Source organism: Streptomyces exfoliatus, assembly GCF_000725545.1.
GTDB classification, from domain to species: domain Bacteria; phylum Actinomycetota; class Actinomycetes; order Streptomycetales; family Streptomycetaceae; genus Streptomyces; species Streptomyces exfoliatus.
Genome location: NZ_JNZP01000013.1, coordinates 112,526 through 133,445 on the forward strand (window position 1 = coordinate 112,526; position 20,920 = coordinate 133,445).

Genomic DNA, 20,920 nt, shown 5'->3' on the forward strand with positions numbered 1-20,920 from the left:
ACCCGTGCCGGGGGGCGAGCCGCACCCCGGCATCCTGCTCGATCAACCCGCCGGAGCACCCGCTCCGGCCGGCGCGGCGGCCCTCACGGGGGTCGCCGTCGCCGGGGCCGCCCCGCCCAGGCGCCGAACCGACCCGCCCCGGCGCCCGGAGGGTAGGCCCACCCCTACCTCCCTCCCACCCCCCAGGCCCATGGCCCCGCCTCCCGCGCCCCGCCTACCGTGGGCGTCCATGGACCCCCGTAACCCCTGGCAGGCACTCACCCGGCCCCGCTTCCCCCGCGGCTCCTGGCCCTGGCGGGCCGCCGGGTATCTCGCCACCGGTGCGCTCGTCGGGGCCGCCGCCTGTCTCGTGTTCCTCGTGCTCGGCGTGTTCTCGCTCTTCCTCGCCGGGCTGCCGCTGCTCCTCCTCTCCGGCCCCGCCGTCGGCGGGGTGGAACGGCTCCGGCTCCGGCTCGTCGACCTGGACCCGGCCCCCGACCCGCACCGGGTCCCCGCCGCGCCCGGTCTCGCCGCCTGGCTCCGGCTCCGGGTGGGGGAGCAGGCGACCTGGCGGGAGCTCGCGTACGCCCTGCTCCTCGCCACCGTCCTGTGGCCGCTCGACCTCATCGCGCTCGCCGTCGGCATCGGCCTGCCCGTCGCCCTCCTCAGCACTCCGCTCCAGCTGGCGGTGGACGGTCACGAGGCCAAGGTGCTCAAGGCGTACCTGGTCACCTCCTATCCCGAGGCCTTCGCCGCCGCCCTCGCCGGGGCGGTCCTCCTCGTCCTCCTCGCCTACCCCCTCGCCGCCGTCGCCGGCGCCCGCGCGGCCCTCGCCCGGGCTCTGCTCGCGCCCCGCGAGACCGGGCCGCAGGACGGGATCGGGGAGGTCATCGCCTCCAGGGCCCGGCTCGTCGACGCCTTCGAGGCCGAACGGCGCCGCATCGAGCGCGATCTGCACGACGGGGCCCAGCAACGCCTGGTCGCCCTCACCATGACCCTCGGCCTCGCCCGGCTCGACGCCCCGCCGGGGCCGCTCGCCGACCAGCTGGCGAAGGCCCACGCGGAGGCCGGCCAGGTGCTGACCGAACTGCGTGAGCTGATCCACGGCATCCATCCGCAGGTCCTGGCCGACTACGGGCTCGGCGCGGCCCTCGCCGACGCCGCCGACCGGTCGGCCGTCCCCGTCGCCCTCGCCATCGACGGCGACCTGCCCCGACTGCCCGCCGCCGTCGAGAGCGCGGGCTACTTCGCCGGCTGCGAGGCGCTCGCCAACATCGGCAAGCACAGCGGTGCCCGCCAGGCGAAGATCACCGCCCGGCACGTGGACGGCGTCCTGCGGCTCGTCGTCGAGGACGACGGGCGGGGTGCCGCGGACCCGGCCCGCGGCAGCGGACTCACCGGTCTCGCCGACCGGATCGCCGTCCTCGATGGCACACTGACGATCATGAGCCCGCCGGGCGGGCCGACCGTCCTGCGAGTGGAGATCCCGTGTCCCGCACCGACCGAGAACCAGACCCGAACCGAGAACCAGGCCCAGACCGAGAAACCGGCACCGGCCGAGAACCAGGCCCCGGCCGAGAAACCGGCACCGGCCGAGCGATCGGCACCGGCCGCAAGCTCCGCGTCGTCCTCGCCGAGGACAGCGTCCTCCTCCGGGAGGGACTGATCGGGCTCCTGGCCCGCTTCGGCCACGAGGTCGTCGCCGCCGTCGGCGACGCCGACGCCCTGCGCGAGGCGGTCGCCGCCCATGATCCGGACATCGTCGTCACCGACGTCCGGATGCCGCCCGGCTTCCAGGACGAGGGGCTGCGGGCCGCGGTCGCGCTCCGCGCCGAGCGGCCGGCCCTGCCGGTCCTCGTCCTCAGCCAGTACGTGCAGCGCAGCTACGCCGCCGACCTCCTCGACGCGGGCGACGGCACCGGTGTCGGCTATCTGCTCAAGGACCGGGTGGGGCAGGTGGAGGAGTTCCTGGACGCCCTCGGCCGGGTCGCGGACGGCGGGACGGTCGTCGACCCCGAGGTCGTACGGCAGCTGCTCCGGCGGCACCGCGACCCGCTGGAGGCGCTGACCCCGCGGGAGCGCGAGGTGCTCGGCCTTGTCGCGGAGGGCCTCTCGAACGGGTCGATCGCCCGCCGTCTCGTGGTGACGGAGGCCGCCGTCGGCAAGCACATCGGCAACATCCTGGCGAAGCTGGACCTGCCGCCGGCCGATGACACCCACCGCCGGGTCCTCGCCGTCCTGACGTACCTCAGGGCCTGACGCACTCAGGGCCTGACGGGCATGACAAGAAAGCCCCTCGCTTCCGCGAGGGGCTTTCTCTGTCTGTGCGCCGCCAGGGACTCGAACCCCGGACCCGCTGATTAAGAGTCAGCTGCTCTAACCAACTGAGCTAGCGGCGCCTGCTGACAGAGAAAATACTACCTGGTCCCGGGGGGTGCTTCCGACCACCCCGCGGGACCAGGTCCTTCCATGTCCTCAGATCGCCAGGGAGAGCACCACCGGCGCGGCCCTGCGGTTCAGCGTGTCGGCCGCCGAGCGCAGCCGGTGCGCGTGCTCGATCGGCAGGGAGAGCGCCAGGCAGCCCACGGCGGAGCCCGCCGTCAGCGGGACGGCCGCGCAGACGGTGCCCACCGCGTACTCCTGGAGGTCCAGCACGGGGACCGTCGCCGGCTGGCTGTCGAGCTTGGAGAAGAGGATCCGCTCGTTGGTGATCGTCCGGGAGGTCAGCCGGGCGATCTTGTGCCGGGAGAGGTGGTCCCGGCGGCCGTTCAGGTCGAGCTGCGTGAGCAGGCACTTGCCGACCGCGCTGGCGTGCGCGGCCGAGCGGAAGTCCACCCACTCGTTGACCTTGGGCGTGCGCGGACCGTCGGCGAACTGGGTGATCTTCACCTCGCCGTCGATGTACCGGCTGATGTACACCGCCGCGCCGACGGAGTCGCGCAGCTCCGTCAGGGTCTCCTGGAGCTTGGCCTCCAGGGCTTCGCGGCGGGTCATGCCGGAGCCGAGGAGGACGAGGGAGTCCCCGATCACGTACGCGCCGTCGGCGACCTGCTCCACGTACCCCTCACGGCGGAGCATGAGGAGCAGCGAGGCGAGGTGGGCGACGGGCAGGCCGGTTTCGCGCGCGATCTGGACGTCTGTCACTCCGCCACCGTGCCGCGAGACCGTCTCGAGGACGCGCAGGGCGTATTGCACCGAGTGGAACGGCGCGGTGGGCTCGGGCTTCAGCGCCACGGTTTCCCCCTACCAGGTTGTGACCGCAAGCTTTCGACCCACGATAGCCGCCAAGCCCCCTTTTCGGGGCGGCTGTTGGCGAGAATGATGCGGAGCATCCTGGCCCTACGCTGGGGCTCGCCACCCTGGCATATGCCAAGGTCATGAGTGGTTCGTAGACCCTCAGGTCAGGGCCGTGCGGGAGGGTGTTCGCGCGTGAGTTCGGGCCACGGCGGGCGGGAGATTTTTTGCGCGGAATCCAGGGGAAGCGGACGCCGTGGACGGCTTCTCCGGTGGCCGAGAACCGCCGGAACGGGTCGGAATAAACGGAGACCCCCTCCTGTTATGCCTCCGAAACAGTGCCGCGGCACCTGCCGACGGCACTCAGCGCAGCAGTGACCGCACGTGTGCCGAGGAGGGTCCCGAAGGTGTCCGACGCTATTCGAGGAGAGGTGCGGGGTTCCGCGCCCGTTCCGCTGTCCGTACTGGACCTGGTGACCGTCGGCAGCGGCAGGACCGCGACCCAGGCGCTGGCCACCAGCGTCGAGCTGAGCCGGCTCGCCGAGCGGCGCGGCTTCCACCGTCACTGGGTGGCCGAGCACCACTCCATGCCCGGCGTCGCCTCCTCCTCCCCTGCGGTGATCCTCGCCCACCTCGCCGCCCACACCAGCCGCATCCGCCTCGGCTCCGGCGGCGTCATGCTGCCCAACCACGCCCCGCTCGTCATCGCCGAGCAGTTCGGCACTCTGGAGGCCCTCGCCCCCGGCCGCATCGACCTCGGCCTCGGGCGCGCCCCCGGCACCGACGGGGCCACGGCCGCCGCCCTGCGCCGCTCCGACACCCTCCACGAGGGTGCCGACGACTTCCCCGAGCAGCTCGCCGAACTGACCCGGTTCCTGGACGACGACTTCCCGGACGGGCACCGGTACGCCCGGATCCACGCCGTGCCCGGCCCGGTCCAGGGCCCGAAGGGCCGCCCGCCGATCTGGCTGCTCGGCTCGTCCGGCTTCAGTGCCCGCCTCGCCGGTGTGCTCGGACTGCCCTTCGCCTTCGCCCATCACTTCTCGGCCAGGAACACGATCCCGGCGCTCGACCTCTACCGCGACTCCTTCCGGCCCTCCGCCGTCCTCGACGCCCCGTACGCGGTGATCGGCGTGGCCGCGCTCGCGGCCGACGACCCGAAGGAGGCGCACCGTCAGGTCCTCACGGGCGCGCTGTCGATGCTGCGGCTGCGCACCGGCCGACCGGGGCTCATCCCGACGCCGGAGGAGGCGGAGGCGTACGCGTTCAGCCCCGCCGAGCGCGAGTTCGTGGACGGCTGGCTGGCGAACGTCGTCTACGGCACCCCGGACGAGGTCCGTACGGGCCTGGACGACCTGAGGAAGCGGACCGGGGCCGACGAGCTGATGATCACGGCCAACGCGCACGGCGGTGAGGCGCGGCTGCGGAGCTACGAGCTCATCGCGGACGCCTATGAACTCCCGGAGCTGCCGTAGTCGCCGAGGCTGCCGCAGTCCCCGAGGCCGCCGAGGGTGCGCGCCGGCGCGTCCCGACGCGTTCCGGGCCGGGGTCCGCCGGGTAAAAACCCTGGTCTCCGGGAGACGGTTGGTTCGTGGTCCAACGAACTCCGCCGCACCCCTAAGTGAACCTTAAACCGCTCGTCACCGATGGTGGCGGGCGGTTCCGTTTTGTGCTGCACGTCTCTGACAAGGCCTTTCTCCGTCGAATTGGTCTAGTCCTCAATCTGGTTCAGACCATTGACGCAGTGTTCACGTGCCGGTTATCACTGCTCCAGCTCCTGTACGGCACCACCCCCGCACTCCCCCCGATGGAGGCCGCACGTGCACCCCCGTAAGCCATTGATCGCCGCGCTCCTCAGCTCGGCCCTCGCCGCCGGCGCCCTCGCGGCGACCGCCGGCCTCGGCTCCGCCCAGGCGGCCGACACGACGACCACTGCCTCTGCGGGCAATGTGCGCATCGCGTACTACGACCAGTGGAGCGTCTACGGCAACGCGTTCTACCCCAAGCACCTCGACACCCGGGGCATCGCGAGCCAGCTGGACGTCATCAACTACTCGTTCGGCAACATCCACCCCACCAACCTCACCTGTTTCATGGCCAACAAGGCCGCGGGTGACGACGCCAACCCCAACGCGGGCGACGGTGCGGGCGACTCGTACGCCGACTACCAGAAGACCTTCAGCGCGGCGGACAGCGTCGACGGCGTCGCCGACAAGTGGGACCAGCCGATCGTGGGCGTCTTCAACCAGTTCAAGGAACTGAAGGCGAAGTACCCCCACCTGAAGATCAACATCTCGCTCGGTGGCTGGACCTACTCCAAGTACTTCCACGACGCGGCGAAGACGGACGCGAGCCGCAAGAAGCTCGTCACCTCCTGCATCGACCAGTACATCAAGGGCAACCTGCCGGTCGAGGGCGGCTTCGGCGGCGCGGGCACGGCGGCCGGCATCTTCGACGGCATTGACATCGACTGGGAGTACCCGGGCTCGCCCGACGGTCACCTCGGCAACCACTACGGCCCCGAGGACAAGCAGAACTTCACCCTGCTCCTCGCCGAGTTCCGCAAGCAGCTCGACGCGCACGGCGCGGCCAACGGCGGCAAGAAGTACCTGCTGACCTCGGCCCTCCCGGCCGGCCAGGACAAGATCAAGTACATCGAGACCGACAAGATCGGCCAGTACTTGGACTACGCCAACATCATGACGTACGACATGCACGGCGCCTGGGACGGCGACGGGCCCACGTACCACCAGTCCCCGCTGTTCCCCTCCCCGAACGACCCGACCGACGTGATCGCGCCGGGCACCGAGAAGTACAGCATCGACTCGGCCATCGACTCCTGGATCGACGGCAACCCGGCGTACGGCATCGCGGGCGGCTTCCCCGCCAACAAGCTGACCCTCGGCTACGAGTTCTACTACCGCGGCTGGAAGGGCGTCCCGGCCGGCACCACCAACGGCCTCGCCCAGACCGCGACCGGCGGCTCCAACGCCCGCCCGCTCAGCCAGCAGGCCGGCATCGCGCACTACAAGGAGCTCGGCGGCATCGTCGACAACGCGGCGACGACCTTCTGGGACGACCAGTCCAAGTCCTCGTACTTCTACAAGGACGGCGAGTTCTTCACCGGTCTGAACCAGAAGTCCATCCAGGCCCGGGTGGACTACGGCAAGCAGCGCGGCCTGGCCGGCGCGATGATGTACTCGCTCCTCGGCCTGGACAACAACGCCACGCTGCTGACCCAGATCAATACCGCGCTCGGCGGCACCACGGCCCCGCCGACCACAACGCCGCCGACCACTCCGCCGACGACGCCTCCGACCACCCCGCCGACCACCACGCCTCCGACGACCCCGCCGCCCACCGGCAGCTGCACCGCCCCGGCGTACGTGGCCGGCACCGTCTACAACGGCGGCGCGCTCGTCTCCCACAAGGGCCGCACCTGGAAGGCCCAGTGGTGGACCCAGAACGAGGAGCCGGGGACGACCGGCGAGTGGGGCGTCTGGAGGGACCAGGGCGCCTGCTGAGGCCCTGCCATGACCGGCTGAGCCCCTCATGAACCGCTGCCCCCGCCCGGGATGTCCCTCCCGGCCGGGGGCAGTTCCATGCCCGGGCCCGTGCCTTCGCCCAGGTGGCGTCAGACGGGCAGCGGCTCCACGCCGATCAGTTCGGCGATGCGGTCGGGGGCCACCGCCCGCGAGTACAGCCAGCCCTGCCCCGTGTCGCAGCCGATCCGGCGCAGCCGGCTCGCCTGCCCCGAGGTCTCGACGCACTCGGCGGTGACCGTGAGGCCCAGCCGGTGCGCGAGCTGCACGAGCGCCTCGACGATCAGCTCGTCCGCCGGGTTGGCGTGTTCCTCGTCCTGGAAGCCGCGCACGAACGATCCGTCGAGTTTCAGCACCGAGACCGGCAGCCGGCTCAGATAGGCGAGGTTCGAGTAGCCCGTGCCGAAGTCGTCGATCGCGATCCGCACGCCCATGTCGCTCAGCGCCTGGAGCGCCTGGAGCGGCCGCCCGGCCGAGCCCATCACGGCGGACTCGGTCAGCTCCAGCTGCAGCAGGTGCGGCGTTAGCCCGGTCTCGGCGAGGATCCCCGCGACGTCCGCGACGAGGTCGGAGTCCCAGACCTGACGGACCGCCACGTTGACGCTGACGAAGATCGGCCGCTCGCGCGGATGGTCCTTCTGCCACTGCCGGGCCTGCCGGCAGGCCGTGCGCAGCACCCACCGGCCCAGCTCCACGATGGAGCCGTCCTCCTCGGCGATCCCGATGAACCGATTCGGCGCCAGCGTGCCGAACTGCGGGTGGTTCCAGCGGACCAGCGCCTCCACCCCGCGCACCGCTCCGTCCGCCAGGTCCACCAGCGGCTGGTACTCCAGGCCGAACTCTCCGCGTTCCACGGCGGGCCGCAGGGTGGAGGAGAGCGCCTGCCGGGTCATCCGGTGCGCGTTGCGCTCCGGGTCGAAGAGGGTCCAGCGGGCCTTGCCGTCCGCCTTCGCCCAGTACAGCGTGGTGTCCGCGGCCTGCATCAGGGCGGTAGCGGTCGTCCCGTGCCCGGAGCGCTCGACCACACCGATGGAGGCGGAGACCGAGAGCCGCTGGCCGCCCAGGTCGAAGGGGTCCTGGAGTGCGTCGAGCACCGACCGCGCCAGGTCGGCGAGTTGCTCGGTGCCGGTGGACTCCTCGACCAGGATCGCGAACTCGTCCCCGCCGAGCCGCGCCACGAGATGGCCGCCGCTGCGGGTGTAGCCGTCGCTGTCCGCGCACTCGGTCAGGCGGCCGGCGACGGCGGCGAGGAGCCGGTCGCCGACCCGGTGGCCGAGGGTGTCATTGACCGCCTTGAAACCGTCGAGGTCGAGGTAGCAGAGACCGATCCGCCCTGTTCTGCCATACCCGTAGGACTCGTACGAAGAGCTGATGGTGTCCTTCGCGACGACGCCGTCGGTGCGGTCGGTGCGGGAGCCCCCGGCCGCCCCCGTCGCCGCCTCGGAGTCCAGGGCCGAGGCCTCCAGGGCGGCCGAGAGGCGCTCGAAGAACAGGGCGCGGTTGGGCAGTCGGGTCACCGGGTCGTGCATCTGGAGGTGGCGGAGCCGCGCCTGGAGCTCACGCCGGTCGCTGATGTCCGCGATCGACAGCAGGACGCGCCGGCTGTCGGGCACGGGGGCCACGGTGACCTCGGCCCACAGCGAGCGCCCGTCGGGGTGCTTGAGGCGGCGGGTGCAGCGGAAGCGGGAGCGGCGGCCGCGCAGCACCTCGCGGTACGCGTGCCAGGTGCGCCCGTCGGACGCGAGGTCGACGAGGTCGGCGGCTGCCTGCTCGCGCAGGTCGGCGGCCTCGGTGCCGAGGAGCGTGCCGAAGGAGTCGTTGGCGGCGACGACCACGCCGTCCTGGTCGACGACGGCCATGGCGAGCTGGGAGATCCGGAAGGCGGCCATGCAGTCGCGGTGTTCGGCGTCGGGGCGCTCGCCGGGGGGCCGGGGGGCGAGGTCGGGGTGAAGCCCGCGGTGGCGCTCGGCGCGGGGCTCGGGGTGACGCTCCGTGAGTGCGGTCTCTGCCGCGTACTTCTCCGGCGGCTCTGGGTGCACCGGTCCTTCGGGGGTTCCGCTCACCGCTCGCTCCCGTAGTGCAGTCGGGCCGGTCACATGTGGTCGGGACGGTCGGCCAAGGAAGAGTGAGCCGATCATAGAGCCAGCGCGGGGGAGCCTTCCAGCTTCGGAGGCCCTCCGGGGGCTGGCCGGCCCTGTGAGGCTGCCCACCGTCGACGACTGCGCGATCGTTTCTGCGCGGGTCTGACACGGGTCGGCGGTGACGTGACCGAATGTGACTTTCCGTGAGCTGAAGCGCGCTCGTGTCGCGTCGACCCCGGGCCGGTCTCTCACCCGACCGGGGCAGCGGAAACGTGCGAAACACCGCAAACCATCACAAGGTGGGTGGGGTGTCCCGCATTCGCGATCCGGAGGTCCACGTGAGGGGTCAGCAGCCACCCGGGGGAGTGGAACGCTCACGACTGCGTGCCGGAGCGGCCGCCTTCACCTCGTTCGCCGCCCTGGCCGCCACCGGGCTCGTCGCGGGCCCCGCCGTCGGCGCGTCCTCGGCGAGTCCCTGCGCCCTGCCCCGGACGGCGGCCCACCACTCGCTGGGCCTCGACACCTGGAACAGGTCGTACCCACGCCCCGACCGCGCCCTCGACGCGGTCATGATCTTCCTGTCCTTCCCGGACGCCGAGCCGCTCACCGAACCGGCCGAACTAGCCGCCGACCACTTCCCCGCCACGACCGAGTACTTCTCGCGCGCCTCCTACGGCCGCTTCACCCTGCGCCCGCACATCCAGCCCGCCTGGACCCCGATGCCGAAGCCGTCGAGCGCGTACGACATACGGCGTGACTGGGACGCCCGGCAGCGCGCCGCCTACCTCAGGGACGCGGTCGCCGCCGCCGACGCGAGCGTCGACTTCTCCCGGTACGACATCGTCTACCTGGTCGCCGACCCGGACGCGCCCGGCGTCGACTCCGACGCGACCAAGGTCGTCAACCTCGAACGACCCCTCGAGGTCGACGGCACCGAGATCAAGCGGGTCGTCACCGTCTTCGAGCGGCACCCGCCCGACCGCAACGTCCTCGCCCACGAGACCGGCCACGTCTTCGACCTGCCCGACCTCTACCACCGCCCGGAGGACGGCAAGGGCGACTGGGACACCCATGTGGGCGACTGGGACGTCATGGGCAGCCAGTTCGGACTGTCCCCCGACCTCTTCGGCTGGCACAAGTGGAAGCTCGGCTGGCTCTCCCGCGCCCAGGTCACCTGCGTGCAGGGCACCGAACCCCGGATGGTCACCCTGGAGCCGACCGACGCCCCGCCCACCGCCGGCGGCACCCTCGGCACCCGGCTCGCGGTGGTCCGCACCGGCCCCGACACCGTCCTCGCGGTCGAGGCCAGGACGGACGCCGGGAGCAATGCCGACACCTGCACCGAGGGCGTGCTCGTCTACCGGGTCAGGGGCGGCGCGGCCTCCGGCGACGGCCCGGTGGAGGTCGTCGACGCGCACCCGCGCACCGACGCCTGCTGGGAGCGCTCCGTCTACCCGCCGCTCGCGGACGCACCGCTGGAGGAGGGCGAGACCCTCACGGTGCCGGGGGTCGGGGTCAGGGTCGAGGTCAGGGACCGCACGGAGACGGACGGCTGGACGGTACGGATCACCCCGCCCCCCGTCGACTGAGCGAGGCGACGGCGCCCGCTCCGGGACACGAAGAAGCCCCCCGCTTCCGCGAGGGGCTTCTTCCGTCTGTGCGCCGCCAGGGACTCGAACCCCGGACCCGCTGATTAAGAGTCAGCTGCTCTAACCAACTGAGCTAGCGGCGCCTGCTGACGTCGTAGACATTAGCACCCGGATCGGCGGGAGGAAAAATCGATACCCGCACGTCGGCGGCGGAAGCCGCCCGTACGGCACGCACGCAGGCCCAGAGCACGACCTCGGGGCCGGGCAGCCAGGGGTGCCGGGTGTCGGGGGCGACCAGCCAGCGCGGTCCGGAGGGGCCGGAGGCGTCGGAGCGGGGGGAGGGGGCGAGCGGCGGCACGGTCACCGCGTCCCCGAGCCCGTGGCAGAGCGGCCGGGGGACCGCCTCGCCCCACTCCTCCCAGTCGAGGAGGGCCGGCAGGCGCTGGGCCGTGCCGGGCGCGGCGAACAGCATCATCCGGCCCCGGTGCACGGCGACGGGCCCCGATCCCGGGCCCTCCTCCCAGAGGCGGCCGAGGATGCGGCGCCCGAAGACCGGGTCCACGTTGACGACGTCGAAGGCCGACCCGCACGGCAGCACGGCCGGCGAGTCGGGCCGGGCCTCCCAGCGGCCGAGCGCGGCCACGCCGTCTCCGCCGACGGCCGAGGTGAGCCAGGCGGCTCCGTCGGCGGTCACCCGGGCCGTGTGGTGTCGCCCCTCGTCGCCTTCCCGGAGGAACCGGAAGATGTCGTGCGAGGTGTCGGGCGCAATGTCGTGCGAGGTCTCTTCGCGCAGCCACGTCGTCATGGCTCCAGATCTACCGGGCGTGACGCCTCTGTCGCCGAGGGTTGGCGAATCCCGGACAGGAGGGGCGGGCAAGGAGTATCGTGCGGCCCGCATATGCCAGGAGGCGCTTCCGGCAGCAACCGGAAGCGCCTCCCGAGCCCTGGTGGCGTCCTGCCGGCCAGCCGGCTTCCCAGGGGTGTCGTTCGGGTCGGGCCCTACTCCTCCGCCGGGCGCCCGTTCGTCCGGATCAGGTCGCGGCCGAACTCGATCATCTTGCGGGCGTAGTCCTCGGTCCACTGCGCCCGGTCGGCCACGTCCGCCTCCGTCAGCCGGTCGAAGCGGCGGGGATCCGCCAGCTGCGCCGCCGCGATGGCCTGGAACTCGGTCGCCCGGTCCGCCGCCGCGCGGAACGCGAGCGTCAGCTCCGTCGCACGGGACAGCAGCTCACGCGGGTCCTCTATCGACTCCAGGTCGAAGAAGTGCTCCGGATCGGCAGTCGCCTCGGCGGGCTCGAAGATCAGCGGAGCCGGCCTGAGCCGCCGCTGTCCGCTCCGCTCCACGGGTTCCGCCATCGTCCGCTCCTCCTCGCACAGGCACGGCCCGGAGACCCGGGCCGACTTCCATTGTCCCGCGTCCCGCAAGGGGGTGCCGTGGCCAGGGCTGCACCGTCGGTCGTCAGTCGGCGAGCCCGCGCAGGATCAGTCGCAGGCCGCCGAAGAACTCCTCGTCCGGTCCGACCGCGCCGGCGGTCCGCGCCGTCTCCGCGAGGAGCGGGAACCGGTCCTTCGGCAGGTTCGCGATCACCGCCGTTCCGTCACCGGAGAGCGCCCCGAGGTGTTCGAGCTGGATCGCCCCGGTCACGTACGCGTGGAGGGCGCGCAGGGCGACGACCCGCCGCACGTCGTCGACGCCGCCCTCGGCCAGGATGCCGAGCACGGTCTCCGACCAGCGCAGGCCGGCGGCGGCGTGGTGGCGGTGGATGACGGTGAGCGGGATGGCCCCCGGGTGCCGGATCACGGCGTCCCGCAGCCGCCCGGCCATCGTCTCCACGCGCTCCTGCCAGGGGGTGTCGGCAGGGGGCGGGGTGGCGTCGACGGCGCCCAGGACGCGGTCGACCACGAGACCCTCCAGTTCCTCGCGGTCGGCCACGTAGCGGTAGAGCCCCATCGGGCTCATGGCGAGTTCCTTGGCGACGGTGCGCATCGAGAGGCCGGCCAGGCCGTCGCGGTCGATGACGGCGAGGGCGGCGAGGGCCAGTTGTTCGAGGGTGAGGGAGCGAGGTCGAGGCATGGCGGTTGACAGCGTACGCCCTACGCTTACGCTGTTGAGCATACGCCGTACGCTTACGTGTGCGGTCAGGCCCCGCAAGGAAGGTGTCCCATGCGCGCACCCCGTACCTCGCCGCTGCCCCCCGTCTCCCGAAGCCGACTGGAACCCGGCCGCAGCGTGCCCTCCCGGACCCTGCAGCCGGTCCTCGGCCCCCCGCTGACCCTCCCGGACCCCGAACGGCTCACCCATGTCCAGTTCCGGCGCTTCGCCGGCTGCCCGGTCTGCAACCTCCACCTGCGGTCGGTGGTCCTGCGGCACGAGGAGATCGAGCGCGCCGGAATCCGGGAGGTGGTGCTCTTCCACTCGCCCGCCGAGGAACTGCGCGAGCACGTGAGCCATCTGCCGTTCGCCGTGGTCGCCGATCCCGACAAGCTGCTGTACGCCGAGTTCGGAGTGGAGGCCCACCGCAAAGCCCTGCTCGACCCGCGCGCCTGGCCGGCGATCGTCCGCGCCGTGCTCAGCGGCGTCGGAGACCTGCTCAGGGGCAGGGGACGGCTGCCGGCGACCGTACAGCCGGGCGGCAGGATCGGCCTCCCGGCCGACTTCCTCGTCACGCCCGGCGGCCGGATCGCCGCCGTGAAGTACGGCGAACACGTCTACGACCAGTGGTCGGTCGACGAACTCCTCGGCCACGCGGCGCAGCTCAGGACGGTCGGCTGACCCCTAGGGGGTGTCTTTCGGATCCTGCCGGGCTCGCGGCCGTGGACGGGCGAAGGTCACGGCTTCCAGGCCACCCGGTGCTCCTCCAGGTGGGAGAGGACCGCGTGGTTGGCCTCCCAGCCGTCGGGGAACGAGACCACGGCCCCCAGCTGGACCGGATCGGTCGAGGGGTGCTCGTCTAGCAGTTCCGCCACGCCCGCACGGCACACCACCACGCACGCGTGCCGGTGCCGGGAGGCCAGCACGCACAGCCGGCCCGTCTCCAGGTGGAAGGCCGTCGCGTCCGGGCGTCCGGACAGCGGGTGCAGGACGACCGTCACGTCGTACTCACGTCCCTGCAGCCGGTTCGCGGTGTCCACCGTCACGCCCGTCACGCCGAGGTCCGCGAGCGCCGCACGGACCGCCGCCGCCTGGTCGCGGTGGGCGGTGCCGACCGCGATCCGGTCCGGGGCCAGCGGCACCGGGGTCTCCGAACGCTCCGAGACCGCCGCCCCGCGCCGGTCCAGGAGCCTGCGCACCACCAGGGCGACCGCGCCGACGGCCTCGGGATCGGTGCGCGGGGTGTGCCGGGCGGGCAGTTCGAGCAGGCCCCAGCCCGACTCCGCCGCCTCGTCGAGGACCCGGTCGGGCCCCGAACCGTCCGACGCCACCCCGAAGGACAGCCTCCGGTCCCCGTGCCCGGTGCCGCTGCGGAACGGCGTGTACGGATAGAAGGCGTCCGAGACCAGCGGCGCCGCCGAGGCGGGCAGCCGCCATGACACCGGAAGGCGGTGCTGCGGCAGCTCCGGGTTGTGCGCGAGCAGCGTGGAGACCGCGCTCGCCGACGGGTCGTACGCGAGCCCCGCCCACTGCTCCGCGGCCACCACCGAGAACGGGTCGAGCTGCCCGGGGTCGCCCACGAACAGCGCCCGCTCGAACAGCCCGGCGACGGCGAGCAGCGCGTCCGAACGCATCTGGTACGCCTCGTCGACGATCGCGTGCGCCCAGGGCTCGACGTTCTTCACGTGCCCCCATTTGGCGGCCGTGGAGATCACCACCGGAAGCCCGGTCAGCTCACCGGCCTTCGCCGACTTCCGTACGTTCTCCAGGTCGTCGAGCGCCTTGTCGTACGGGTCGCTGTCGTTGGAGTGCAGCCGGCCCACCTGGAGCTCCGGCTCCTTCTCGGCCAGCCGCAGCACCAGGTCGTCCACCTGCGCGTTCGTCTGGGCGACCACCATGAGGGGGCGTCCGGCGGCGGCCAGTTCGAGCGCGGCCCGCACCACGAGCGTCGACTTCCCCGCACCCGGCGGGGAGTCCACGACGACACCCCGCGAGGTGCCGTGCAGGGTGTCCGCCAGGATGGCGTCCGTCGCCCGCCCGGCCTCGGCGGAGGGATCGAAGGTCCCCGGCGCGGTATCGATCGGGCTCACAGCACGTCCTCGGGGGTCACGGCGTCGGGCAGTTCCACGGCGTCCGTCCGGGGCGGACCGCCGTGCGTCCAGGGCGTCTCCTCGGCGTCCGGCAGCTGCGGCCCGACCCGCTGGTCGTGCTCGAACAGCGTCCAGGCGATCCGCTCGCCCTTCTCCGGCACCGAACCCTCCGCGGGCTCCTTCGAACGGCCCATCCGGTCCAGCACCCGAAGCAGCAGCGAGCCGTCCTCCTCGTACCGCACGAACTCCGCCGTCTGCGGCTTCCCGTCCAGCGAGCGGTACACCCGCGTCCTCTCGCCCAGGTGCGGCCGGTCCTCCGTGCGGACCGTGAGGAGCGGGCGCGGCGCGGGCCGCTTCGACTCCGTCCACGCCATCGTCACCTCGGTCACCTCGGCCGCGAACGCCTCGCCCGCGAGCCTCCGCCCCGCGAGCACCAGCGGATCGTCGAGCGCCTCGTGCGCCTCCAGCTGGCCCTGCGCCTGCTCGCGGGCCGCGAGCTTCCGGGCCGCCGTCACGGCGTCGTCCCGGCGCGGCTGCGGCGGCTCGCCCGCCGTGACCCGGTCGCGGTGGGCGGTGAACGACCAGCGGTCCCGGGTCCAGCGGTCCTCGACCCTGGCCCCCTCGGGCAGCTCCCGCAGCAGGTCGATCGCCCGCCAGACGCCGTCCCAGGTCGGCCTGAGCTGGGAGACGACCAGCCGGCGCAGCTCCCGCTCGGCCCGGTGCAGTTCGCCGAGGCCGATGTCGGCCGCCTCCCCGTCCTGCGCGGCGCCGATCGCCTGCCGGGCCCGGTCGTACAGCTCGATCGCGGGCGCGAGGAGCTTGTTGTCGAAGGCCGGGTCCGTGGCAGGACCGGCCGGCGGGCACAGCAACTGGCCCTGGGAGTCCCGGCCCGTCTCTGCCCGCAGCGCCGCCTCCGCGCCCGGCTCCCCGTCGTGGGGATCGATCCACGCGAGCAGCGCGCCCAGATGCTGGTCCTCCAGGGAGGACTGGCCCGTCGCCCAGTGCCGGTTGAGCAGGTCGGTCGCCGCGAGCAGCAGCGAAGAACCGGGCACCCGCGCCCGGTCGCCGAAGTGCGTCAGCCAGCGCCCGAGCAGCGGAACGCGCGGCGGCGCGGGGAACGGCGTCTCCGGATCCTGCTCGGCCGTCCGCCGGAACCGCGTGGAGCGCCCGAGCAGCCGTACGTACTCGACGCCGGCCCGGCTCGGCACGATCAGCTGAGGCGCGTCCGCGCACAGCTCGACCTCGACCTTCACCTTCTTGCCGGTCTCGGGGTCGACCTCGCTCTTCTCCGCCGCCTCGACGACGTCCGCGAACGAGTCGACGTACGGCAGGACCTCCTCCGCCAGGTCGGCGAGGAACGCGAACCGCAGGTCACGGTCGCGGGGCTGGGCGACCACCAGGAGCCGGGGCTCCTCGCGGTCGGTGCCGACCAGGGCGCCGAGCGGGGCGCCCGCCTCACCGGCCGTCGTCAGCGGCACGAGGACGAGGGGCCGCTCGGAGACCCGGCGGTGCCGGACGGTCGCCAGGGGTTGCGCCCGGCCCGACTCGACGGCCTCCATCCGGGCCAGCGTGGAGATCAGCGACATGCGGGGGCCTTCCGGGGCGCGACGCGGGAACGACGGGTCAGCAGGGGCATTCGACGCTCTCCCGGGACACTCGGGCGGGCGCCGACTCCAGCGCCTCCACCCGCAGCGCCCGTGCCCTGCGCAGTGCCGCCACCGCCGGGTCCTCCGGGTCGCCCTCCTCGCCGCGCGCCGCCGCGAGGACCGCGCCGACCGTCGCCAGGCCGCCCAGCTCACCCCGTACCGAACGCCCCAGGGTCTCCACGGCGCCCGCCTCCCGGGCCCGCGACCGGCAGTGGAAGGCCAGCTCGCAGGCGGCCAGGCACTCCGGCGCGTACTGATGGGGTACGGACTCCACGGCCGCCGTCAGCTCCGCGGGCGAGCGCTCCGCCACGTCGAAGCTCGTGCCCTCCGGCAGGGCGTCCGCGATCTCGTCGATCCGGGTCAGCCGGGCGAGCTGGCGCCGGGTGACCGAGCGCTGCTTGCGCACGTCGACGACCGACGCCGTCGGTACGTTCGAGAAGTCCTTCGGGCAGACGAGCAGCACCGAATGCGCGACCCGGGCGCCCTCCGTGCGGGCCGCCACCCGCTCAAGGGCGAGGACGTACACCGCGGCCTGGCGGGCCGCCGCGCCCACCTTCGACGCGTCGGCCGCGCCGTCGACCATCGGGAACGACTTGATCTCCACGACCGTCCACCCGCCGTCGGGACGGACCACCACCGCGTCCGGCTCCAGGTACACAGGGGAACCCGCCACCTCCAGGGCGAGCAGCGGATGGTCGAGCAGCGCCCACTCGCCGGCCCCGGTCGCCTCCCGCAGGGCGAGCGCCGTGCGCGCCACGCGCCCCTCGGGCCCGGCCGCCGCCAGATCGGGCACGGAGACGACCCCCGGCTCCTCGACGCCGATCAGGCGCAGCAGCTCGCGGCCGCCGTCCGCCTTGACCTTCGCCTCGAAGGAGTTGCCCCGGACGATCGCGAACTGCGACTGCCCGAAGGGGGCCGGCGAACCGAGCTTCGCGGCGAGCACGGACTTGTCGACCCCGGCGCCGTCGAGCAGGGCCCGCCGCCGGCAGCCGGGGTTCGCGGCGAGCGCCGCGAGTGCCCTCGCGTCCAGCGGACGGGGCGGATTGGCCGGTCCGCGCAGCTCAGCGAGCCGCGCTCGACGTGTCGTCCGCGGTGTGGGTGACAGACCGCTGTCCAGGGATGCGCTCACCCGTGGAAGTCTCGCATCCGCCACTGACAACCGGAGGCGCTTCCGCCGTTCCGCGCCGCCGCGGCACGTACAGGGTGAGCATCAGACCGGCGCCCATCACCGCCGCACCGGCGACGGCGTCGAGCAGATAGTGATTGGCCGTCCCCATCACGACGAGCGTGGTGAGCAGCGGATACGCCACCCCCAGGGCCCTGAGCAGCGGCGTCCGCCCGTACCGCCACAGCATCACCCCGCACCACAGCGCCCAGCCGACGTGCAGGCTGGGCATGGCCGCGTACTGGTTCGTCAGACCGCCGAGACCGCGCGGCGCGCTGGCCTCGCCGCCCCACCAGCCGTACGCGCTGAAGTGCGCCATCGTGTCCGTGAAGCCGTGCGCCGGGTCGAGCAGCCTCGGCGGGCAGGTGGGCAGCAGCGTGAAGCCGACGAGACCGAGCAGGGTGGAGACCATCAGCCAGGTGCGGGCGGCCCGGTAGTGCGCCGGACGGCGGCGGAAGAGCCAGACCAGGACCGCCGGGGTGACGAGGTAGTGCAGGGAGGCGTACGCGAAGTCCGCGGGGATCCCGAGCGCGGGGACGCTCGTGAAGAGCCGGTTCAGCGGATGCTCGGCGTCGATCCCGAGGCTCTCCTCGAGGCGCAGGATCGCGAGGCCGTGGTCGACCGCCGAGGCCTCGTCGCCCCGCACGAGCAGCCGTCCGCCGGAGTAGGCGGCGTACACGACGGCGACCAGCGACAGTTCGGCCCACCAGCGTGGTCTGTGCATCGAAGAAGTTCCCCCCGGACGGTGACGGCCCCGGGGAGGGGACGCCGAAGGCCCCCGGAGGGTTGCCCGGACGTCACCCCGAATCCACGTGGGCGATGATGGGAGAGGCACGTCCGCACCGTGAAACCCCTGGAGCGTCCTTCCCATGGCACCGCGCATCCTGCTCGCCCGGCACGGCCAGACCGAGTGGTCACTTCTCGGCCGGCACACCGGCAGGACCGACATCCCGCTGCTCGACGAGGGGCGGCGCGGCGCGAAGCTGCTCGGCGAGCGCCTGCACCGCGGCCCCTGGCAGGGGCTGCCCGGCATGGAGGTGCGCACCAGCCCGCTGGTCCGCGCGAGCGAGACCTGCGCACTGGCCGGCTTCGGCGACCGGGCCGAGCCCTGGGACGCGCTGATGGAGTGGGACTACGGGGCGTACGAGGGGATGACCCCGCCCGAGATCCAGGCCGTCCAGCCCGGCTGGTTCATCTGGCGGGACGGCGTCCCCGACGGCGAGACCCTGGCGCAGCTGTCGGACCGCGCCGACGAGGTCGTGAACTGGGCCCGCTCGGCCGACCGCGACGTGCTCGTCTTCGCGCACGGGCACATCCTGCGTTCGATCGGCGCCCGCTGGCTCGGGGAGGACGTGTCCTTCGCGTCCCGCATCCGTCTCGACCCGACGAGCCTCTCCGTCCTGGGCTGGGCGTACGGCGCCCCGGCGGTCGAGCGCTGGAACGACACCGGCCACCTGGAGCAGTAGCGGCCGGAGGGCCTCAGTACGCGGCGAGCACCCGGCGGGTCTCGGCGAGCATCCCGCGGACCCGGGCCGAGGCGATGCCGTCCAGGGAGTCCACCACCCGCTTCGCCTCCGCCGCGGCCTCGTCGGGGCGCCCGGCGTGCGCCAGGTCCTTGGCGAGGTGGGCGCGGTAGAGCGCCAGGTTCCGGGCGAAGTACGGATTCTGCAGGACCGTGGCCCGGTGGGCGTGCCGTGACGCCCGGCCCCACTCGCCGAGCGCCGACCAGCACTGGGCCTCCAGGGCCTCGCGCTCCGGCTCGCCGAAGAACGACATCCACTCGGGGTCGCCGTCGGCCGGGCCCCGGTCGAAGAAGCCGTGGGCGCGGCCGAGGGCCTGCTCGCAGGCGGAGCGGTCGCCGAGCCCCGCCCACGCGCCGGCCTCGCGCAGCGACAGCAGGGACAGCAGCCGGGCCGAGTCCAACGGCTGGGCGGCCCGCAGGCCCGCCTGCGCCGCCCGTACCGCCTCGCGGTACCGGCCGGTGTCCCTGGCCAGGAACGACGTGTTGCAGAAGGCGTGCGCCTCCAGGGCCGCGTTGCCCGACACGCGCGCGGTCGCGAGGGCTTCGGCGTAGTGCGAGCGCGCGTCCTCGTGCCGCCCCGAGTCGTGGGCCAGCCAGCCCACGGAGAGGGAGAGTTCGCCCGCGCCCGCGTGGAGCCGGTCCTCGGTGGAGCGGCGGGTCATGGTGCCCGTGTCGAGCAGCGCGTACGCGGCGCGCAGCGGCTGGGCGGCGACCTTGTAGAGCCCGTCGGCACCGTGCCGGTCGTCGAGCAGCCGGATCTGCCGTACGGCGTCCTCGACGGCCCGCACCTCGGACTCGCCGATCCGGTGGGTGCCGCGGGGGGCGGGGATCGCGACGGCGGGGCCGCCGAGTCCCAGCGAGGCGGTCGCCAGGGTGGCGGAGCCGCTCGCAATGAATGCGCGACGCAGCACGTCGCTCTCCTCATCGTTCCGGGTGGTGATGGCGGCGGGAGGCGCTGTCCCGGCCGGGACGGCCTGCCGCCGGCCGCGTACCGTCTCCCGCGCGGAGAACCCCAGGTCGGCGAGGCCGAGTCCGGGGAACATGTGCAGGAAGACCCGCTCGTACGCGTAGTTGGGGCAGCGGATCTCTCCCGCTTCCACACGCCCGATGTAGCGGGCGTCGCACGCGACCTGTTCGCCGATCTCCCGCGCCGCCCGGCGGACGGCCGCGGCGAACTCCGCCGGCGAGTGCGGTCCGCGGAGCCGGCGGAAGGCGAGATTGGGAACTGCCCGTGACATCGTCATGGCCGAGCCCTCTCCTGAGCTGCCGGGTGGTCCGGCGGCAAGAACGTACCTGCTGTGACCGGATGCGTACGCAGAGTTTGGCTACAAATCGGATATCTCGCCTGCGATCTGCCATGAACTGCCATCCTTTGCGGCGGCATGGCGCCGTAGCCGTTGACGCGCACGGGCGTTGAACCGTAAGGGAGAGACGGAACGTGTCTCCTCAGGAGCGAGGAGGGGTCCCCATGTCGGAGATCGGTTCGCAGTCGGCCACGTGGCACGCGCCCGCCCCGGACGCCGACGGGCCCAAGCCCGCCGCCGGACCCTGGGACCTGGTGACTGTCCCCGTCCGGCAGGGCCTGGAGGCCGTGGACATCCTGCGGCGCGGTGCCGCCCCCTCCGTCGGGCCCGTCGTGCACGACGGCACCTGCGACACCCTGGGCTTCCTGGTCCCGCCGGGCACCGCCGCCGCCTGGGACATGCCCGGCAGCGCCTGTACGGGGACCTCGGGGCGCGGCTTCCGCCTCCCCGAGCTGCCGGAGCTGCCGGAACTGCCCGACCCGGCAGGGGACGCGCCCCGCCCGGCCTGCTGGCTGCTGCCCCCGGGGGACACCGACCCCGTCACCGACCCCGTCGTCCTGCGCGAGGCGCTCGGCGAGGCGGCCCGGCTCATCGAGGCGGCCGACGGCTGCCACTGAGCCCCCAGGGGTGTCCTGCCGGTCAGGCCGGGCTCCCCTGGTCCCGGATGCACCGATAA

The 20,920-nt window shown here is 73.2% G+C and carries 18 protein-coding genes and 2 tRNA genes; 8 read left to right on the forward strand and 12 right to left on the reverse strand.

The window, feature by feature from the left end; translation table 11 throughout:
• The first annotated feature begins 229 nt into the window (after nt 1-229).
• Complete coding sequence (locus IO20_RS0116290) at nt 230-1,645, forward strand: sensor histidine kinase (protein WP_078946104.1); 1,416 nt, start codon at nt 230-232, stop codon at nt 1,643-1,645.
• Complete coding sequence (locus tag IO20_RS0116295; RefSeq protein WP_030552820.1) at nt 1,579-2,238, forward strand: response regulator; 660 nt, start codon at nt 1,579-1,581, stop codon at nt 2,236-2,238. The genes IO20_RS0116290 and IO20_RS0116295 overlap by 67 nt, the downstream gene beginning before the upstream one ends.
• A 66-nt stretch (nt 2,239-2,304) precedes the next feature.
• Here IO20_RS0116295 and IO20_RS0116300 read toward each other — a convergent pair.
• Both IO20_RS0116300 and IO20_RS0116305 read right to left on the reverse strand, forming a co-directional pair.
• Nucleotides 2,305-2,378: transfer RNA gene (locus tag IO20_RS0116300), tRNA-Lys, on the reverse strand.
• Nucleotides 2,379-2,454: 76 nt separating this feature from the next.
• Nucleotides 2,455-3,213, reverse strand: a complete 759-nt coding sequence (locus IO20_RS0116305) for an IclR family transcriptional regulator (protein WP_030552822.1) — start codon at nt 3,211-3,213, stop codon at nt 2,455-2,457.
• A 407-nt stretch (nt 3,214-3,620) separates the two neighbouring features.
• Here IO20_RS0116305 and IO20_RS0116310 point away from each other — a divergent pair, with 407 nt between their 5' ends.
• Nucleotides 3,621-4,688 carry an LLM class flavin-dependent oxidoreductase gene (locus tag IO20_RS0116310; RefSeq protein WP_030552824.1) on the forward strand — a complete coding sequence of 356 codons (1,068 nt, stop codon included), beginning with the start codon at nt 3,621-3,623 and terminating at the stop codon, nt 4,686-4,688.
• A gap of 345 nt (nt 4,689-5,033) precedes the next feature.
• Entirely contained in the window at nt 5,034-6,737 is a 1,704-nt protein-coding gene (locus IO20_RS0116315; protein WP_030552826.1) for a glycosyl hydrolase family 18 protein, read from the forward strand.
• Between the two features lie 110 nt (nt 6,738-6,847).
• On the opposite strand, the gene IO20_RS0116320 is transcribed toward IO20_RS0116315, so the two are convergent.
• On the reverse strand, nt 6,848-8,644 hold the full coding sequence (locus IO20_RS0116320) for a putative bifunctional diguanylate cyclase/phosphodiesterase (protein ID WP_063761423.1): 1,797 nt from the start codon (nt 8,642-8,644) through the stop codon (nt 6,848-6,850).
• 530 nt (nt 8,645-9,174) lie between these two features.
• Here IO20_RS0116320 and IO20_RS0116325 point away from each other — a divergent pair.
• Nucleotides 9,175-10,425, forward strand: a complete 1,251-nt coding sequence (locus IO20_RS0116325) for a M6 family metalloprotease domain-containing protein (protein WP_030552830.1) — start codon at nt 9,175-9,177, stop codon at nt 10,423-10,425.
• Between the two features lie 69 nt (nt 10,426-10,494).
• On the opposite strand, the gene IO20_RS0116330 is transcribed toward IO20_RS0116325, so the two are convergent.
• The 4 genes from IO20_RS0116330 to IO20_RS0116345 form a co-directional block, all read right to left on the reverse strand.
• Nucleotides 10,495-10,568: transfer RNA gene (locus IO20_RS0116330), tRNA-Lys, on the reverse strand.
• A complete protein-coding gene (locus IO20_RS38050) occupies nt 10,559-11,230 on the reverse strand; it encodes a hypothetical protein (RefSeq protein ID WP_030552832.1) in 672 nt (223 codons plus the stop codon). Before IO20_RS38050 ends, IO20_RS0116330 begins: the two co-directional genes overlap by 10 nt.
• Nucleotides 11,231-11,424: 194 nt before the next feature.
• A complete protein-coding gene (locus tag IO20_RS0116340) occupies nt 11,425-11,781 on the reverse strand; it encodes a hypothetical protein (RefSeq protein WP_030552834.1) in 357 nt (118 codons plus the stop codon).
• 103 nt (nt 11,782-11,884) lie between these two features.
• Complete coding sequence (locus IO20_RS0116345) at nt 11,885-12,499, reverse strand: TetR/AcrR family transcriptional regulator C-terminal domain-containing protein (RefSeq protein ID WP_030552836.1); 615 nt, start codon at nt 12,497-12,499, stop codon at nt 11,885-11,887.
• A gap of 90 nt (nt 12,500-12,589) precedes the next feature.
• Between IO20_RS0116345 and IO20_RS0116350 the strand changes: the two genes are divergently transcribed.
• Nucleotides 12,590-13,198 carry a peroxiredoxin-like family protein gene (locus IO20_RS0116350; protein WP_106978632.1) on the forward strand — a complete coding sequence of 203 codons (609 nt, stop codon included), beginning with the start codon at nt 12,590-12,592 and terminating at the stop codon, nt 13,196-13,198.
• A gap of 56 nt (nt 13,199-13,254) precedes the next feature.
• Here IO20_RS0116350 and IO20_RS0116355 read toward each other — a convergent pair whose 3' ends face one another.
• The 4 genes from IO20_RS0116355 to IO20_RS0116370 are packed head-to-tail and all read right to left on the reverse strand — an operon-like array spanning nt 13,255 to nt 18,142.
• Entirely contained in the window at nt 13,255-14,607 is a 1,353-nt protein-coding gene (locus IO20_RS0116355; protein WP_030552839.1) for an AAA family ATPase, read from the reverse strand.
• Nucleotides 14,604-16,193, reverse strand: a complete 1,590-nt coding sequence (locus IO20_RS0116360; protein WP_030552840.1) for a hypothetical protein — start codon at nt 16,191-16,193, stop codon at nt 14,604-14,606. The genes IO20_RS0116355 and IO20_RS0116360 overlap by 4 nt, the downstream gene beginning before the upstream one ends.
• Nucleotides 16,194-16,230: 37 nt before the next feature.
• Nucleotides 16,231-17,382: a hypothetical protein gene (locus IO20_RS0116365; RefSeq protein WP_031127334.1), complete on the reverse strand. Its 1,152-nt coding sequence runs from the start codon at nt 17,380-17,382 to the stop codon at nt 16,231-16,233.
• Entirely contained in the window at nt 17,315-18,142 is an 828-nt protein-coding gene (locus IO20_RS0116370) for a phosphatase PAP2 family protein (protein ID WP_030552842.1), read from the reverse strand. The genes IO20_RS0116365 and IO20_RS0116370 overlap by 68 nt, the downstream gene beginning before the upstream one ends.
• Before the next feature lie 145 nt (nt 18,143-18,287).
• On the opposite strand from IO20_RS0116370, the gene IO20_RS0116375 reads away from it, so the two are divergent.
• A complete protein-coding gene (locus tag IO20_RS0116375) occupies nt 18,288-18,884 on the forward strand; it encodes a histidine phosphatase family protein (RefSeq protein ID WP_030552843.1) in 597 nt (198 codons plus the stop codon).
• A gap of 13 nt (nt 18,885-18,897) precedes the next feature.
• Here IO20_RS0116375 and IO20_RS0116380 read toward each other — a convergent pair whose 3' ends face one another.
• On the reverse strand, nt 18,898-20,184 hold the full coding sequence (locus IO20_RS0116380; RefSeq protein WP_030552844.1) for an NsdA family TPR-like regulatory protein: 1,287 nt from the start codon (nt 20,182-20,184) through the stop codon (nt 18,898-18,900).
• 224 nt (nt 20,185-20,408) lie between these two features.
• Between IO20_RS0116380 and IO20_RS0116385 the strand changes: the two genes are divergently transcribed.
• Nucleotides 20,409-20,861, forward strand: a complete 453-nt coding sequence (locus IO20_RS0116385) for a hypothetical protein (RefSeq protein ID WP_030552846.1) — start codon at nt 20,409-20,411, stop codon at nt 20,859-20,861.
• Nucleotides 20,862-20,920 lie beyond the last annotated feature (59 nt).